This is a genomic window from Flavobacterium sp. W21_SRS_FM3 (assembly GCF_052113625.1).
Taxonomy (GTDB): Bacteria; Bacteroidota; Bacteroidia; order Flavobacteriales; family Flavobacteriaceae; genus Flavobacterium.
Map to the genome: position 1 here is coordinate 122,719 of NZ_JBGQOD010000004.1, position 17,304 is coordinate 140,022.

Annotated in this window: 17 protein-coding genes and 4 tRNA genes; 20 read left to right on the forward strand and 1 reads right to left on the reverse strand. The window is 34.2% G+C overall.

The window, feature by feature from the left end:
• The first annotated feature begins 106 nt into the window (after positions 1–106).
• The 3 genes from ACEN2K_RS08460 (at position 107) to ACEN2K_RS08470 (ending at position 2,227) form a co-directional block, all read left to right on the forward strand.
• Positions 107–589 (forward strand): 3'-5' exonuclease, encoded by a 483-nt coding sequence (locus ACEN2K_RS08460; RefSeq protein WP_441758899.1) that lies wholly within the window; start codon positions 107–109, stop codon positions 587–589.
• A gap of 65 nt (positions 590–654) precedes the next feature.
• Positions 655–1,926 carry a DUF2851 family protein gene (locus tag ACEN2K_RS08465; protein WP_441758900.1) on the forward strand — a complete coding sequence of 424 codons (1,272 nt, stop codon included), beginning with the start codon at positions 655–657 and terminating at the stop codon, positions 1,924–1,926.
• 61 nt (positions 1,927–1,987) lie between these two features.
• Positions 1,988–2,227, forward strand: a complete 240-nt coding sequence (locus ACEN2K_RS08470) for a PspC domain-containing protein (RefSeq protein WP_369752465.1) — start codon at positions 1,988–1,990, stop codon at positions 2,225–2,227.
• 76 nt (positions 2,228–2,303) lie between these two features.
• Here the strand turns inward: ACEN2K_RS08470 and ACEN2K_RS08475 are convergent, their stop codons facing one another.
• Positions 2,304–3,785, reverse strand: a complete 1,482-nt coding sequence (locus ACEN2K_RS08475; protein WP_441758901.1) for an amino acid permease — start codon at positions 3,783–3,785, stop codon at positions 2,304–2,306.
• A 330-nt stretch (positions 3,786–4,115) separates the two neighbouring features.
• Between ACEN2K_RS08475 and ACEN2K_RS08480 the strand changes: the two genes are divergently transcribed.
• From ACEN2K_RS08480 to rpoB, 17 genes are all read left to right on the forward strand, one after another.
• Entirely contained in the window at positions 4,116–4,991 is an 876-nt protein-coding gene (locus ACEN2K_RS08480) for a ComEA family DNA-binding protein (RefSeq protein WP_441758902.1), read from the forward strand.
• A gap of 183 nt (positions 4,992–5,174) precedes the next feature.
• A complete protein-coding gene (locus tag ACEN2K_RS08485) occupies positions 5,175–6,344 on the forward strand; it encodes an acyl-CoA dehydrogenase family protein (RefSeq protein WP_441758903.1) in 1,170 nt (389 codons plus the stop codon).
• Between the two features lie 261 nt (positions 6,345–6,605).
• Positions 6,606–6,800: a 30S ribosomal protein S21 gene (rpsU, locus tag ACEN2K_RS08490; RefSeq protein WP_007137807.1), complete on the forward strand. Its 195-nt coding sequence runs from the start codon at positions 6,606–6,608 to the stop codon at positions 6,798–6,800.
• A gap of 77 nt (positions 6,801–6,877) precedes the next feature.
• The gene (locus ACEN2K_RS08495; protein ID WP_441759015.1) at positions 6,878–7,771 is read left to right on the forward strand and encodes a tyrosine-type recombinase/integrase; all 894 of its coding nucleotides are present in this window, start codon (positions 6,878–6,880) and stop codon (positions 7,769–7,771) included.
• A 37-nt stretch (positions 7,772–7,808) separates the two neighbouring features.
• Positions 7,809–8,111, forward strand: a complete 303-nt coding sequence (gene hpf / locus ACEN2K_RS08500) for a ribosome hibernation-promoting factor, HPF/YfiA family (RefSeq protein WP_441758904.1) — start codon at positions 7,809–7,811, stop codon at positions 8,109–8,111.
• A gap of 92 nt (positions 8,112–8,203) precedes the next feature.
• Positions 8,204–8,277: transfer RNA gene (locus tag ACEN2K_RS08505), tRNA-Thr, on the forward strand.
• Positions 8,278–8,333: 56 nt separating this feature from the next.
• Positions 8,334–8,414: transfer RNA gene (locus ACEN2K_RS08510), tRNA-Tyr, on the forward strand.
• A gap of 90 nt (positions 8,415–8,504) precedes the next feature.
• Positions 8,505–8,576: transfer RNA gene (locus tag ACEN2K_RS08515), tRNA-Thr, on the forward strand.
• Between the two features lie 54 nt (positions 8,577–8,630).
• Positions 8,631–9,815, forward strand: a complete 1,185-nt coding sequence (tuf, locus tag ACEN2K_RS08520; RefSeq protein WP_441758905.1) for an elongation factor Tu — start codon at positions 8,631–8,633, stop codon at positions 9,813–9,815.
• Between the two features lie 57 nt (positions 9,816–9,872).
• Positions 9,873–9,943, forward strand: a tRNA-Trp gene (locus ACEN2K_RS08525).
• Positions 9,944–9,962: 19 nt separating this feature from the next.
• Positions 9,963–10,160, forward strand: coding sequence for a preprotein translocase subunit SecE (secE, locus tag ACEN2K_RS08530; RefSeq protein WP_441758906.1), 198 nt, complete (start codon positions 9,963–9,965; stop codon positions 10,158–10,160).
• A gap of 8 nt (positions 10,161–10,168) precedes the next feature.
• The gene (gene nusG, locus ACEN2K_RS08535; protein WP_441758907.1) at positions 10,169–10,720 is read left to right on the forward strand and encodes a transcription termination/antitermination protein NusG; all 552 of its coding nucleotides are present in this window, start codon (positions 10,169–10,171) and stop codon (positions 10,718–10,720) included.
• A 70-nt stretch (positions 10,721–10,790) separates the two neighbouring features.
• A complete protein-coding gene (gene rplK / locus ACEN2K_RS08540; protein ID WP_026708576.1) occupies positions 10,791–11,228 on the forward strand; it encodes a 50S ribosomal protein L11 in 438 nt (145 codons plus the stop codon).
• A 13-nt stretch (positions 11,229–11,241) separates the two neighbouring features.
• Entirely contained in the window at positions 11,242–11,931 is a 690-nt protein-coding gene (rplA, locus tag ACEN2K_RS08545) for a 50S ribosomal protein L1 (RefSeq protein WP_441758908.1), read from the forward strand.
• 22 nt (positions 11,932–11,953) lie between these two features.
• Positions 11,954–12,463, forward strand: a complete 510-nt coding sequence (rplJ, locus tag ACEN2K_RS08550) for a 50S ribosomal protein L10 (protein WP_441758909.1) — start codon at positions 11,954–11,956, stop codon at positions 12,461–12,463.
• A 94-nt stretch (positions 12,464–12,557) separates the two neighbouring features.
• Complete coding sequence (rplL, locus tag ACEN2K_RS08555; RefSeq protein WP_026708579.1) at positions 12,558–12,926, forward strand: 50S ribosomal protein L7/L12; 369 nt, start codon at positions 12,558–12,560, stop codon at positions 12,924–12,926.
• A 274-nt stretch (positions 12,927–13,200) separates the two neighbouring features.
• Positions 13,201–17,013 carry a DNA-directed RNA polymerase subunit beta gene (rpoB, locus tag ACEN2K_RS08560; protein WP_441758910.1) on the forward strand — a complete coding sequence of 1,271 codons (3,813 nt, stop codon included), beginning with the start codon at positions 13,201–13,203 and terminating at the stop codon, positions 17,011–17,013.
• The last annotated feature ends 291 nt before the right edge of the window (positions 17,014–17,304 follow it).

Below are 17,304 nucleotides of genomic sequence, written 5' to 3' on the forward strand. Positions count from 1 at the left end.
TACCACGAATTTCGGCTTGGCATGGGAATGCTAAACTTTGAAATTCGTGGTTTTTTATATTCAGTTATGAATCAAATGTTACTATCACAATTTTAAAAATAAAAGTATGACGTTTACCGCTATAGATTTTGAAACTGCTACTGCACATCATCCTTGCTCAGTGGGAATTGTAACTGTAGAGAATGGAATTATTGTTGATGAATTTGTCAGTTTAATTAAACCTCCAAATAACGTTTATTCTCCTTTTACAATCAGGGTTCATGGCATTCACCCTCGGGATACGGCAAATGCAAAATCATTCGCACAAATTTTCCCTGAAATTCAAAAAAGACTTCAAAATCGGGTAGTGGTGGCCCATAACGAGAGCTTTGATAGAAATGTATTGGTTAAATCAATGGCGCTCCATAATCTAGATTACGACATTTTGAATATCGCTACACGATGGGAATGTACCGTTAAAATTTATAAGGCTAAAGGTTTGAAGCCAACTAAATTGAGCGATTGTTGTAATGCAATGAATATCGCTCTAAATCATCATGAGGCACTTTCAGATGCTCGTGCTTGCGCTCAATTATATTTACTTAGATAGTTGTCTTAATTTATTTGTGTATTTATTTTTTCATTACTTTAGTTGTTATATAACAGGTATTTATAATGAAAGAAGATTTTCTCCACTACCTATGGAAATTTAAAAAATTTGATACTTTAAATTTAAGAACTACCAATAAGGAGCAAATCACTATTGTCAGTGTAGGGCAATATCTTGAATTAGCTGGCCCCGACTTCTTTAATGCACAAATTACAATTGCTTCCCAAAAATGGGCAGGGAATGTTGAAATTCACCTTAAATCTTCAGATTGGTATGTGCATCATCATGAAAGAGATGAAGCCTATGAAAACGTTATTTTACACGTAGTATGGGAACACGATACTGAAATATTTAGAAAGGATAATACCGAAATTCCAGTTTTGGAGCTCAAAAATTATGTTCAGCAGCAGGCTCTGGAATCTTACCAATCTTTGATGAATCCCAAGTCATGGATTTTTTGTGAAAAAGACTTAAAAAACCTAGACTCTTTTGTTATTCGAAATTGGCAAGAGCGACTGTTTTTTGAGCGATTAGAAAGAAAATCCAGTTTGATTTTTGAGTTGTTAAAGGAAACTGACAATGATTGGGAAGCCGTATTGTTTATTATGTTAGCCAAAAATTTTGGGCTAAATACAAATGGTGAGCTTTTTTATAGAATGGCAAAAAGCATCCCTTTTTCTATTATTAGAAAAGAAAGCTTCGAACTTGAAAACCTAGAGGCTTTACTATTAGGAAAAGCAGGGCTTTTGGAAAGTGATAAACAAGATAATTATTTTAAAGATTTACAGTTCAAATACTATTATCTGTTACATAAATACCAGCTCGATAAATCCATTCTTTTTGCAGCTCAATTTTTTAAACTCCGTCCAGATAATTTTCCTACCATCCGTCTTTCTCAGTTGGCTAATCTATACTGCGTGCATCAAAACTTATTTGGTAAAGTAACTGGTTTTACTTCCTTATCTGACATTTACAAGCTATTTAATGTGTCTGTTTCGCATTATTGGAAAGAACACTATCAGTTTGATAAAGTGAGCCCAAAAAAGGACAAAAAGCTGTCCAAAGCTTTTGTAGATTTGATAGTAGTAAATACCTTAATTCCTATCTTGTTTGCTTATGCTAGGAGTCAAGGTAAAGACAATACTGAAGATTTGATGAAGTTAATGTTAGAGGTTGCTGCAGAGAAAAATGCTGTGATTGACAAATTTACTTCTTTTGGTTTGAAGTCAGATAATGCATTTGAAACACAATCACTATTGCAACTAAAAAATGAATACTGCACAAAGAGTAAGTGCTTGCAGTGTGGTATAGGAACTTGGCTGCTTAAAGGAGCGTAGGTTTGTATTAAGCAAAAATAATAATGTATTTTTGTAAAATAGTAATGTAGGAATAAAGAATATGGCACAGAAAATAGCTAGGGTAATTAAACTAAAATATTTTTTTGAAAAATATGGCTTTCATGTATCTTCTCGTTTGGCTGACAAATTGGGTATGCGGGTAACAAGTGTACGCTTATTTTTTATTTATATCTCCTTTGTTACAGCTGGTCTATGGTTTGGAGTATATCTCACTTTGGCTTTTTGGATTAGACTCAAAGATTTAATACGTGCTAAAAGGACTTCAGTTTTTGATTTATAAAAAAGGGATTAAATATAAAAAGGGATTATAAAGCTTCAAACTTTATAATCCCTTTTTTGTTGATTCATTTTATGTATTATTCTCTGTCTGGATTGTTTAATATGCTGTTTTTCTTTCCGTATAAGAAATAAATTACAACACCAATAATCATCCAAATTGCAAGTCTTTCCCAGCTTACAATAGGTAAACCAGCCATTAAAATTAAGCAGATGATAACTCCTACGATTGGAAATACGGGTACAAAAGGTACTCTAAAGCCTCTTTCTGCATCTGGGTTAGTTTTTCTCATTACAATAACTCCAATACATACCAGTGCAAATGCAAATAATGTTCCGATACTTACCATATGACCTAGGTCTGACACAGGGACAAATCCAGCAAAGACACTTACAAATACCATGAAAAGAAGGTTTGTTTTGTATGGTGTTCTGTTTTTTGAATGTAATGCACTGAAAAATTTAGGTAGTAATCCATCCACACTCATACTGTAGAAAACCCTACTTTGTCCCATTAACATCACTAACATTACAGAAGTATATCCTGCAATAATCGCAATAGTTAACGCTGAATTCAGGAAAGTATAACCAGTCTTAGCAAATGCCGTAGTTACAGGACTTGCATCTCCCTTAAAGTTGAGGTAGTTTTCTAAACCAGTTAGTACAAAAGCGAAAAGAACATATAAAATAGTACAAATTATTAATGATCCTAAGATACCAATTGGCATACCTTTTTGTGGGTCTTTTGCCTCTTGTGCAGCTGTAGAAACAGCATCAAACCCAATAAATGCAAAAAACACAACTCCAGCACCTCTTAAAATACCACTCCATCCGTAATGACCAAAGTAATCACTACTAAAGAAGTTTAAGAATGTCATTTTTCCAGAGCTTAACATTGCTTCACCTTCATTTACAGGAATAAATGGAGTATGATTTGCTCCATCTATGAAGCCCCAACCTAAAGCGATAAATACAATTACAACAGTTACTTTTAAAATAACCAAAATATTATTTAATAAAGCAGATTCCTTTGTACCTCTAATTAAAAGCAGTGATAGCGCAAAAATAATTAGAATTGCAGGTAAATTAATGAATCCTGCTTTCTCATCCCATGGCCCATGGAGTATCTCCTGCGGAATATGGAGGCCATAATTACCGAGGAATTTATCTACATATTGAGACCAGCTCACAGCAACAGTTGCTGCTCCAAGTGCATATTCAAGAACCAAATCCCATCCGATAATCCAAGCAACAAATTCTCCCATTGTCGCATATGAATACGTATATGCACTACCTGCAACTGGGATCATAGAGGCAAATTCAGCATAGCATAATCCTGCAAAAGCACAGCCTACAGCTGCTAAGATGAATGATAACGTTACCGCTGGTCCTGCATTATCTGCCGCTGCTATTCCTGTTAATGAGAATAATCCAGCACCAATAATAGCACCAACACCAAGTGCAACTAATGATCGTGCGGATAGTGTCCTCTTTAGACCTTTTTCGTCTTCTGAAGCTTCATTTAATAAAACCGAAAGTGGTTTTGTTTTCCAAATTGACATATGTTTTTAGGTTAATTGTTATTAGTGCCCAAATGTATTATTTTTTACAAAATATAAAAACAATATTTCAATTTAACTTGAAAATAAAATTCATAGGGATATGAATGTAAAATTTAATATTTCTAAGTATTTTAATTGTATTTTAATGATTACTTTCGATATTAAGTCTTTAGCTATTGATAATGGTAATTTTGATTTTAAGATTGCTTACGCTTTGGTATGAAAAATAGTATATATTTATAGGTAGGAATGCAACTGGTGTTTCCCACTTCTAAGACGTTGTTATAAGTTTCTTTACTTAATATGATTTAATAAATGAATATCAAGAGATTGGCTACTTTTTTTAAGTTTACAAATGAGCAAAACAAAGCTTTGTTGTTTCTCTTTTCTGTTATTGTCGTTTTACAAGGGATATATTTTTTTGCTGATTTTAGTTCAGTTGCTGTTGAAGACGATAAGCAAAAACAGCAATGGCTTTCCCTACAATCTAAGATTGATATTCTAAAAAAGGAAAAAGCTGAATATGTTGTGAAGATATATCCTTTCAATCCTAATTTTATAACTGATTATAAAGGCTACAAATTAGGAATGTCTGTTGTAGAAATCGATCGGTTATTACTTTTTAGAAAACAGAATAAATATGTGAACTCTGCTGAAGAGTTTCAAAAAGTTACTAAAGTTTCGGATTCTTTATTAAATACGATTAGCCCTTATTTTAAATTTCCATCTTGGGTGAATAGTAAAAAAGAGTTCAAAAGATTTTCTAATTCTTATCAAAAAAAGTTTAGTAGCGGTGAGAAGATTGTTCTTAAAGATATAAATAAAGCTACTCAAGACGATTTGATTAAAATTTATGGGATAGGAGAAGTTACTTCTTTGCGCATTTTAAAAGAGAGAGAAGTTTTAGGTGGCTTTGCGACCATGGAGCAAATTAGACTTGTGTGGGGACTTTCCCCAGAAGCAATTGAAGGACTTTTATCTCATTATAAAGTAGACAAGGTTCCCGTATTTAAGAAATTAGACATCAATAATGCTTCTTTGAAGGAAATCTCACAGTTTCACTACTTTAATTATGGACTTGCTAGAAGCATAATTACCTATCGAAGTATGAATGGTGATTTTAAAAATATTGAGGATTTAATAAAAATTAAGGATTTTCCTGTTGAAAATGCAAAAATAATTAGCTTATATTTGGACTTTAATTAAATGTGCATATTGAGTTAGCTAAATATTTAGTTAATAGTTGCAATTAAAAAATTTGCAGTGCATTTACTTTCGGTATATCGTAACTTTGTTATGAGGCTTAAAGAAAATCTAAATCTGAGACACGATGCCTTGCTTAATGTTTGGAATTATCTCAATTGTTAAAGTAAAAAAATTATAAAATACATGAATTCAAATTATTTCACAGAAGAACATGAATTATTTAGGGAGAGTCTAAAAGGATTTCTACAAAAAGAAGTGGTGCCTCATATTGAAAAATGGGAAAAAACGGGCACAATTGAACGTTTTATATGGAAAAAGTTTGGAGAAATGGGCTTTTTCGGTATACGTTATCCTGAGGCTTATGGTGGTTTGAACCTGGACTTGTTTTATACTGTTATATTTTTAGAAGAGCTTCAAAAGATTAAATCGGCTGGTTTTGCGGCTGCTATGTGGGCTCATTCTTATTTGGCTATGACGCATTTAAATGCTGAAGGTGATGAAAGAATCAAGCAAGATTATTTAGCACCAAGTATTTCGGGGGATAAAATAGGCGCTTTGTGTATAACTGAGCCGTTTGGAGGTAGTGACGTAGCGGGTATGCGCACTACTGCAGTAAAACAAGGTGATAAATACATCATTAATGGTTCTAAAACGTTCATTACAAATGGGGTGTATGGAGACTATTATGTGGTTGCTGCAAAAACAAGTCCTGAGTTAGGGAATAAAGGGATAAGTATGTTCTTGATGGATAGTAATCTTAAAGGAGTGTCAGCAGTTAAGTTGGATAAATTAGGTTGGCGAGCTTCCGATACTGCAGAAATTGCCTTTGACAATGTAGAGATTCCGGCTGAAAATTTAATGGGTGAAGAAGGGAAGGGTTTTCCTTATATTATGCAACACTTTGCTTTAGAGCGTTTGATTATGGCCATTAATGCTCATGCCAGGTCTGAATATGCCATTGAGTATACTATAGATTATATGTCACAGCGAGAAGCTTTTGGTAAAACAATAGATAAGTTTCAGGCATTAAGACATACTTTAGTGGAGCATGCAACTGATGTGGAGCACTGTAAGATCTTTAATTATGCTGCAGTAGCGAGACTTGATAAAGGCGAGTATGTAGTTAAAGAAGCTACTATGGCTAAGTTAAAGTCTACAAAAGTAGCTGATGAGACAATTTACAGCTGTTTGCAAATGTTAGGTGGTTATGGTTATATGGAAGAATATCCTTTGGCTCGATTGTTAAGAGATAGTCGTTTAGGTCCAATTGGTGGTGGGACTTCGGAAATTTTGAAAGAGATTTTATCAAAAATGATTATTGATAATAAAAACTATAAGCCTGCTGTCGAGTAATTGTTAGCTAACTTTAAAAAATAAAATAAAGGGCCAGTTTGTTTATTGGTTATTTTTTTTGTGTGAAGGATAGCAGTGGAAATCCTTTTATGAAGAGCAAAGCAATAAAAGATTGTAACGGATAGCCTGACGGCAAACGGGATTTTTTGAAAGTTTCAAATCGTGCTTTTGCCGGCACACCCAAAATATTTCGCAATTTATAGTCTTTAAGTCGAAATAATGTTTACTTTTGCACACTTAACGAAAGGGGGTGTCAAAATTATGTTAATTATACCAATTAAAGACGGAGAAAATATAGATAGAGCATTAAAGCGCTATAAAAGAAAATTTGATAAAACAGGAACTGTTCGTCAGTTAAGAGCACGTACTGCTTTTATTAAGCCTTCTGTAAAAAATAGGATTAAAGTTCAAAAAGCAGCTTACATCCAAAACATGAAAGACAACTTAGAAAACTAAGTAGCTCTTTTTACATGATAATTACCGTTAGTCATTAAAGTTTTTTAACTTTGATGCTAACGGTTTTTTTATTTTATATGGTTACTACGATTGAAGCATTTCGCGACTACTTGCAAAAGGAGAAGAATTATTCTCCTCATACTGTGCATGCGTATTTAAATGATGTAGTAAGTTTTAAGGATTTTAATAAAATCCATTTTGAGCAAGATGATGTAGCGCTAGCTAATTATGCTCAAATTCGAAGTTGGATTTTGTCACTTGTTGATCAAGGAGTTTCGAACGCTTCTGTGAACAGGAAAATGGCTTCTTTGAAGGCGTATTTCAAATTCTTATTAAAGATTAAATATATCGATAACAGTCCTATGTTGAAACATAAGGCTTTGAAGGCTTCTAAAAAACTTCAAATTCCATTTTCAGAAAAAGAAGTGTTGCAACTTTTAAATGGTATTGAGGTTGCAATGGGTTTTGAAGAAATAAGGAATAAGTTAATTATTGAATTATTTTATACTACTGGGATGCGAAGGGCAGAGTTGATTCATTTGAACTTAAATGCAGTTGATTTTAATAGTAATCTTCTTAAAGTGGTAGGAAAGCGGAATAAGGAGCGAATAATTCCTGTCTTACCTATAATTGTGGATCAATTAGCTTCCTATGCTAAGGAGAGGTCTTCGCTGGAAGTTATTGTGGATGAAGAATATTTTTTTCTAACAAAAAAAGGGGTAAAGTTGAATGAATCTTTTGTGTATCGTTTAATAAATTCTTACTTTAGTAAAGTCTCTGAAAAGGTAAAAAAGAGCCCGCATATTTTAAGGCACACATTTGCGACTCATTTATTGAATAACGGAGCTGATTTGAATTCGGTAAAAGAGTTGTTAGGACATTCTAGTTTAGCATCGACACAGGTTTATACGCACAGTAGTTTAGCAGAGCTAAAAAAAATCCATGGCAATGCCCATCCTAGAAATAAATAACAGCTTATTGAAAGTTTAACCATTAAAAAAAATGATTATGAAGGTAAATGTTCATGCAGTTAACTTTGCTGTTGACGGAAAACTAGTAGATTATGTTCAAGGAAGAATGGATAAGTTAGAAAAGTATTACGATAAGGTCGTTTCATCTGATGTTTATTTGAAGGTGGAGAATACAAGTGATAAGGAAAATAAAATAGTAGAGGTAAAGATGAATGTGCCTGGTGACGATTTTTTAGTGAAAAAACAATGCAAATCATTTGAGGAGGCAGTTGAACTTTCTGCAGAATCATTAGAGAGAATGCTGTTAAAAAGGAAAGAAAAAATAAGAGCACACATATAATGTGAAAATTTTTTAAAAAAATGTTTTGATTGAGAGATAAAATCTATACATTTGCAGTCCGTTAGAAATAGCGGACTTTTTTTATTAATAATGCCAGCGTAGCTCAGTTGGCTAGAGCAGCTGATTTGTAATCAGCAGGTCGTGGGTTCGAGTCCCTCCGCCGGCTCTGAAAAAGCATTAATGTTATCTTTGGCTAAGGATAATGGTAAAAATAAAAAAAGAGGGGAGATACTCAAGCGGCCAACGAGGGCAGACTGTAAATCTGCTGTGTAAACTTCGCAGGTTCGAATCCTGCTCTCCCCACAAAAAAAAATGTTGGGTTTTGTGTTTTTTGATTGCTAGGGCCTTTTTGAAAGTAAAGACTAGAATTTTAAAATGCTAACTAAGAACTCTGCCGGTGTAGCTCAGGGGTAGAGTGCTTCCTTGGTAAGGAAGAGGTCTCGGGTTCAATTCCCGACATTGGCTCAAGTAAGTAGGAAATTGAAATTAATATATAACTAAGATTAAAAATTAAGTAAAATGGCAAAGGAGAATTTTAACCGTTCCAAACCGCACTTAAACATAGGTACAATTGGACACGTAGATCACGGAAAAACAACATTAACTGCTGCAATTACAAAAGTATTGTCTGATGCAGGTTACTGTCAAGCAAAATCATTTGATCAAATTGATAATGCTCCGGAAGAAAAAGAAAGAGGTATTACAATTAATACATCACACGTAGAGTACGAAACAGCTAATCGTCATTACGCTCACGTTGACTGTCCAGGTCACGCGGATTACGTAAAGAACATGGTTACTGGAGCTGCTCAAATGGATGGTGCTATTCTTGTAGTTGCTGCAACTGATGGTCCAATGCCACAAACTCGTGAGCACATCTTATTAGGTCGTCAAGTAGGTATTCCTAGAATCGTTGTATTCATGAACAAAGTGGATATGGTTGATGATGCTGAGTTGTTAGAGCTTGTTGAAATGGAAATTAGAGATTTATTATCTTTCTACGAATATGATGGAGATAATGGTCCTGTTGTTCAAGGTTCTGCTTTAGGTGGATTGAACAATGATCCAGTATGGGTTCCTAAAATTCTTGAATTGATGGAAGCTGTTGATGCTTGGATCGAAGAGCCAGAAAGAGATGTTGCAAAACCTTTCTTGATGCCAGTTGAGGATGTATTCTCAATTACAGGTCGTGGAACTGTTGCTACAGGTCGTATCGAAACTGGAGTTGCTAACACTGGAGATCCTGTTGAGATCATTGGTATGGGAGCTGAGAAATTGACTTCTACTATTACAGGAGTTGAGATGTTCCGTAAAATCCTTGATAGAGGTGAAGCTGGAGATAACGTAGGTATCCTTTTAAGAGGTATTCAAAAAGAAGACATCAAAAGAGGAATGGTAATCTGTAAGCCAGGTTCTGTTAAGCCACATGATTCATTCAAAGCTGAGGTTTATATCTTGAAAAAAGAAGAAGGTGGACGTCATACTCCATTCCATAATAACTACCGTCCACAATTCTACGTACGTACAACTGACGTAACTGGTATCATTACTTTACCAGAAGGTGTAGAGATGGTTATGCCTGGGGATAACTTAACAATTGATGTTAAATTATTAAGCCCTATCGCATTAAACGTAGGTTTACGTTTTGCAATCCGTGAGGGTGGTAGAACTGTAGGTGCAGGTCAGGTAACTGAAATTGCATAATTCTATAAAATAATTCTAAAACCAGTAACCTCTTAGGTTGTTACTGGTTTTTAATAAACGGGCGTAGTTCAAGGGTAGAATAGCGGTCTCCAAAACCGTTGATGGGGGTTCGAATCCCTCCGCCCGTGCAAAAAAAATATATCAAAAATGGCGAAAATAGTTAATTACATAACAGAATCATTTGAGGAATTAAAGTCAAATGTTACTTGGCCAACTTGGGCTGAGGTGCAACGTCTAACAATTATTGTTGCTATTTTTTCAGTCTTATTTGCCTTGGCAACTTGGGGAGTAGATGAGTTTTTTGCAAAAGCATTAGCTGGATTTTTTAACTGGATAAAAGCTTAATTTTTGTGATGACAGATAATAATGTAAAAAAGTGGTATGTTGTTCGCGCAGTAAGTGGTCAAGAGAATAAAGTGAAAGCTTACATAGAAACTGAAATTTCTAGATTAGAGATGGAAGACTATGTTTCTCAAGTACTAGTTCCTACTGAAAAAGTAGTTACTGTGAAAGAAGGTAAGAAGATAGTTAAGGAAAAAGTTTATTTTCCTGGTTATGTAATGATTGAAGCGAATTTGGTAGGGGAAATACCTCATATTATTAAGTCTATAACAAGTGTAATAGGATTTTTAGGTGAAACCAAAGGTGGTGAACCAGTTCCTCTTAGACTTTCTGAAGTAAATAGAATGCTAGGTAAAGTAGATGAGTTAGCTGTAAATACAGATACTCATGCAATACCTTTCAACTTAGGTGAAACAATTAAGGTTATTGATGGACCTTTTAATGGTTTTAACGGAACAGTTGAAAAAATTAATGATGAAAAGCGTAAACTTGAAGTAATGGTTAAAATTTTCGGAAGAAAAACGCCATTAGAATTAAGTTTTATGCAAGTTGAAAAAGTATAATTTTTGTTACATTACCTATAATATCCATTGCAATCGCTTCCAATGATTGTGATGTTAAATTTTTAAAAAAATGGCTAAAGAAATTAGTAAAGTAGTTAAACTACAAGTTAAGGGAGGTGCTGCGAATCCGTCGCCACCGGTTGGACCTGCTTTAGGAGCTGCTGGGGTAAACATCATGGAGTTCTGTAAGCAGTTCAATGCTAGAACACAAGATAAACCTGGCAAAATATGCCCAGTACAAATTACTGTGTATAAAGACAAATCTTTTGATTTTGTTATTAAAACTCCTCCTGCAGCCGTTCAGCTATTGGAAGCTGCGAAGCTTAAATCTGGTTCTGGTGAGCCTAATCGTAAAAAAGTAGCTAGTGTTACTTGGGAACAAATTAGAGCTATTGCTGAAGACAAAATGCCTGACTTAAATGCATTCACTATGGAGTCTGCAATGAGTATGGTTGCTGGAACAGCTAGATCTATGGGTATAACTGTATCAGGAGACGCTCCTTTTTAATTAAGAGAAAGACATGGCAAAATTGACAAAAAAGCAAAAAGAGGCTGCTTCAAAAATTGAAAAGAACAAACTATATTCTTTAAAAGATGCTGCGGCATTAATTAAAGTAGTTGCTTCTGCAAAATTTGATGAGTCTGTTGATATCGCAGTACGTTTAGGCGTAGATCCAAGAAAAGCGAATCAAATGGTAAGAGGTGTAGTAACATTACCTCATGGAACTGGTAAAGATGTTAAAGTATTAGCATTAGTTACTCCAGATAAAGAAGCGGAAGCTAAAGAAGCTGGTGCAGACTATGTAGGTCTTGACGAATATTTACAAAAAATTAAAGACGGTTGGACAGATGTTGATGTAATCATCACTATGCCAAGTGTTATGGGTAAATTAGGTCCATTAGGTCGTATTTTAGGACCTAGAGGTTTAATGCCTAACCCTAAAACAGGTACTGTAACTATGGATGTTGCAAAAGCTGTTCAAGAGGTAAAAGCTGGTAAAATCGATTTTAAAGTTGATAAAACTGGTATTGTACATGCAGGAATTGGTAAAGTTTCTTTTGGAACTGAGCAAATTGTTGACAATGCACACGAAATTATTCAAACATTAATCAAACTTAAGCCAACTGCTGCTAAAGGAACATACATCAAGAGTATCTACCTTACAAGTACAATGAGTCCTGCTATTGCATTAGACCCAAAAGCAGTATAATTGGTAGTTAATAATTTTTAGTATGACTAGAGAAGAAAAATCAATCGCGATTGAAAATTTAACTGCACAGTTAGCTGGTACAAATATTGTTTATGTAGCAGATATTTCTGGACTGAATGCAGATACAACTTCAAAATTAAGAAGAGCTTGTTTTAAAGCTGGAATTAAATTAGAAGTAGTAAAAAACACTTTGCTTGTAAAAGCAATGGAGGTTTCTGAAAATGAGTATGGTGAACTGCCTACAGTATTAACTGGAAACAGTGCAATTTTTATTGCAGATGTAGCAAATGCACCAGGAAAGATAATTAAAGATTTCCGTAAGAAATCGGCTTTGCCTATTTTAAAAGGAGCTTATGTTAATTCTGAAATCTATATTGGAGATGATCAGTTAGATATGTTATCTACTATCAAATCTAAAGAAGAGCTTCTTGGAGAACTTATTGGATTACTTCAATCACCTGCTCAAAGAATTATCGCTGCACTTCAAAACAAATTTGCTGGAGAAGAGCAAGCTGAAACAGAAGAAGCATAATAATAAGTATCGAGTTCAACTCAATTCTTATTACTTACAACGCGCACAATAAACAAAATATAATTTTACAAATCATTTTAAAACGATAGAAAAAATGGCAGATTTGAAACAATTCGCAGAACAATTAGTTAACTTAACTGTAAAAGAAGTTAATGAATTAGCAACAATATTAAAAGATGAGTACGGAATCGAACCAGCTGCTGCAGCTGTAGTAGTTTCTGCAGGTGGTGGAGAAGCTGCTGAAGAAGCTCAAACTGAATTCACAGTTGTATTAAAAGAAGCTGGTGCTTCTAAATTAGCTGTTGTGAAAATGGTAAAAGAACTTACAGGTTTAGGTCTTAAAGAGGCTAAAGATGTAGTTGATTCTGCTCCATCAAACGTTAAAGAAGGTGTTTCTAAAGAAGAGGCTGAAGGTCTTAAAAAATCATTAGAAGAAGCTGGAGCTGTTGTTGAATTAAAATAATTCTAACATAGTTTGAAATAAGGTTTAGGTCTTGGGTTTAGTCGCCCAATGACCTAAACCATTTTTCGTATAATAAAAGTCTATGTTGTTTTGCTACAAAATAGCCTTTTAATTTAAAATACTTTTTACCCATTACGAGGAAAAAAAATTAACAGATAATAAGAAAGTAGTTATCCTAAATTGGTTTTTAAAGATGTAATGGCGTAAAATTTTCGTATGAATACTATTTATTTGTACACAAAAATTACTTTTATAATCAAAATTTTGTCCATTGATGATAACAAATCAGACTGAAAGATTGAATTTTGCCTCTACTAAAAATATCCCGAATTATCCAGATTTTCTAGATGTTCAGGTAAAATCTTTTCAAGATTTTTTTCAATTAGAAACTAAATCTGATGAAAGAGGCAATGAAGGACTTTATAATACCTTCATGGAAAATTTTCCAATTACAGATACAAGAAATAACTTTGTATTGGAATTTCTTGACTACTTTGTAGATCCACCACGTTACACAATCCAAGAGTGTATAGAAAGAGGTCTAACTCATAGCGTACCTTTAAAAGCTAGGTTAAAGCTATATTGTACAGATCCAGAGCACGAAGATTTTGAAACTATTGTACAAGATGTGTATCTTGGTACAATTCCTTATATGACACCAAGTGGTACGTTTGTAATCAACGGTGCTGAACGCGTTGTTGTTTCTCAGCTGCATAGATCTCCAGGGGTTTTCTTTGGACAGTCTTTTCATGCTAATGGAACAAAATTATATTCTGCCAGAGTAATTCCTTTTAAAGGATCTTGGATAGAATTTTCTACAGATATTAATAGTGTAATGTACGCTTATATCGATAGAAAGAAAAAATTACCTGTAACTACTTTATTCCGTGCTATTGGGTTTGAAAGAGACAAGGATATCCTTGAAATTTTTGACCTTGCAGAAGAAATTAAAGTTTCTAAAACAGGACTTAAAAAATATATCGGTAGAAAATTAGCTGCTCGTGTATTAAATACATGGCATGAAGATTTCGTAGATGAAGATACTGGTGAAGTAGTTTCTATCGAACGTAACGAAATAATCCTTGATAGAGATACTATTATCGACAAAGATAATGTGGAAGAGATCATTGATTCTAACGTTAAATCTATTTTGTTGCATAAGGAAGATGCTAATCAAGCTGATTATGCTATCATTCATAATACATTACAAAAAGATCCAACAAACTCTGAAAAAGAAGCTGTTGAGCATATCTACAGGCAATTGCGTAACGCAGAACCGCCTGATGAAGAAACTGCTCGTGGTATTATAGATAAACTATTCTTTTCTGATCAACGTTACAACTTAGGTGAAGTAGGTCGTTATAGAATGAATAAAAAACTTGGTTTAGATATCCCAATGGAAAAGCAAGTGCTTACCAAAGAAGATATCATAACTATTGTTAAGTATTTGATTGAACTTATCAATGCGAAAGCTGATATTGATGATATTGATCACTTATCAAACCGTCGTGTGAGAACAGTTGGTGAACAATTGTCTCAACAATTCGGTGTTGGTTTAGCACGTATGGCTAGAACCATTAGAGAGCGTATGAACGTTAGAGATAACGAGGTGTTTACACCAATTGACTTGATTAATGCTAAAACATTATCATCAGTTATCAACTCTTTCTTTGGAACAAACCAGTTATCTCAATTTATGGATCAAACGAATCCACTAGCTGAAATAACGCACAAAAGAAGATTATCTGCACTTGGACCAGGTGGACTTTCGAGAGAAAGAGCTGGATTTGAGGTTCGTGACGTTCACTATACGCACTACGGACGTTTATGTCCTATTGAAACACCAGAGGGACCAAACATTGGTTTGATTTCATCTCTTGGAGTTTATGCTAAAGTAAACGGAATGGGTTTCATTGAAACACCTTATCGTAAAGTAACAAATGGAACAGTAGATTTAGAGTCTACACCTATTTACTTAAGCGCAGAAGAAGAAGAAGGAAAATTGATTGCGCAAGCAAATATTGAAATGGATAATTCTGGTAAAATCATTGCCGAAAACGTAATTGCGCGTCAAGAAGGTGATTTCCCTGTAATTGATCCAGCGTTAGTTGATTATACTGATGTTGCTCCAAATCAAATTGCTTCTATTTCAGCTTCTTTGATTCCTTTCTTAGAACATGATGATGCGAATAGAGCCTTGATGGGATCTAACATGATGCGTCAGGCCGTACCATTAATTCGTCCTGAAGCGCCAATTGTTGGAACTGGTTTAGAGCGTCAAGTAGCTTCTGATTCTAGAGTATTAATTAATGCTGAAGGAAATGGAGTTGTAGAGTATGTTGATGCAAATATCATTACTATTAAATACGATCGTTCTGAAGAAGAAAGAATGGTTAGTTTTGAATCTGATGAGAAAACATACAACTTAATTAAATTTAGAAAAACCAATCAAGGGACAAGTATTAACCTTAAACCTATCGTAAGAAAAGGGGATAGAGTTATACCTGGACAAGTTTTATCTGAAGGTTATGCTACTCAAAATGGAGAGCTAGCTTTAGGTCGTAACTTAAAAGTGGCGTTTATGCCATGGAAAGGATACAACTTTGAGGATGCGATTGTAATTTCTGAGAAAGTAGTTCGTGACGATATTTTTACCTCTATTCACGTTGATGATTATTCATTAGAAGTTAGAGATACTAAATTAGGAAACGAAGAATTGACAAATGATATACCAAACGTTTCTGAAGAGGCTACAAAAGACTTAGATGAAAATGGTATGATTAGAATTGGTGCTGAGGTTAAACCTGGTGATATTCTTATCGGAAAAATTACTCCTAAAGGGGAATCAGATCCTACTCCAGAAGAGAAATTGCTTCGTGCAATATTTGGTGATAAAGCAGGTGATGTTAAAGATGCTTCGTTAAAAGCTTCTCCTTCTTTACATGGTGTAGTTCTAGACAAAAAATTATTCGCGAGAGCGGTAAAAGATAAACGTAAGCGTACACAAGATAAAGATGCTTTAGGCGCTTTAGAAATGGAATTTGAAACTAAATTTGTTGAATTAAAAGACAAATTAGTAGAGAAACTTTTCTTGATCGTTAATGGGAAAACGTCTCAAGGTGTAATGAATGATTTGGGTGAAGAAGTTTTACCAAAAGGTAAAAAATATACTCAAAAAATGCTTTATGCTGTTGAAGATTTTGCTCACTTAAGCAAAGGTCAATGGGTAGCTGACGATGCAACTAATAAAATGGTGAATGAATTAATTCATAACTATAAAATTAAGTTGAACGATTTACAAGGTGCATTACGTAGAGAGAAATTCACTATTACTGTTGGAGATGAATTGCCAGCAGGAATCTTGAAATTAGCTAAAGTATACATCGCTAAAAAACGTAAATTAAAGGTTGGGGATAAAATGGCTGGACGTCACGGTAACAAAGGTATTGTTGCAAGAATAGTTCGTCATGAAGATATGCCTTTCCTTGAAGATGGAACACCAGTAGATATCGTATTGAATCCACTTGGGGTACCTTCACGTATGAACATTGGTCAAATTTATGAGACTGTTTTAGGTTGGGCTGGTATGAACTTGGGTAGAAAATTTGCTACTCCAATTTTTGATGGTGCTTCACTTGATCAAATTAATGAATTGACTGACGAAGCTGGAATTCCACGTTTTGGACATACTCATCTTTATGATGGTGGTACAGGAGAGCGTTTCCATCAAGCGGCTACTGTTGGAGTTATCTATATGTTGAAATTAGGACATATGGTTGATGACAAGATGCACGCACGTTCAATTGGACCATACTCGTTGATTACACAACAACCACTTGGAGGTAAAGCTCAATTTGGAGGACAACGTTTTGGAGAGATGGAGGTTTGGGCACTTGAAGCTTATGGAGCATCAAGTACTCTTAGAGAAATCTTAACAGTGAAGTCTGATGATGTTATTGGTAGAGCTAAAACTTACGAAGCTATCGTAAAAGGAGAGTCTATGCCAGAGCCAGGTTTACCAGAATCATTCAATGTATTGATGCATGAATTGAAAGGACTTGGATTAGATATTCGATTAGAAGAATAATATTATATAGTAGTTTTCAGCCTTGATTTTTCAGGGCTGAATTCTCTTTTTTTAAGAGTTTTTAGGATTTATACCCGTAAATCGTTCCGATTTTTTAATAACTATATGTAGTTTTTAATTAGCACTTCAAATCGTCGTTTGAAGTTTAGAGAAGTAATCCGAGGTAATGTTATAGTCCAAAGTTCGAAAGTCGAAAGTCCAAAGTCGTTTATGACTTTAAAAACTTTATGACATTTGACATTAGACTAAAACGAGAATCAATTTTCAATTGCAAATAAATCAATAGTAAAA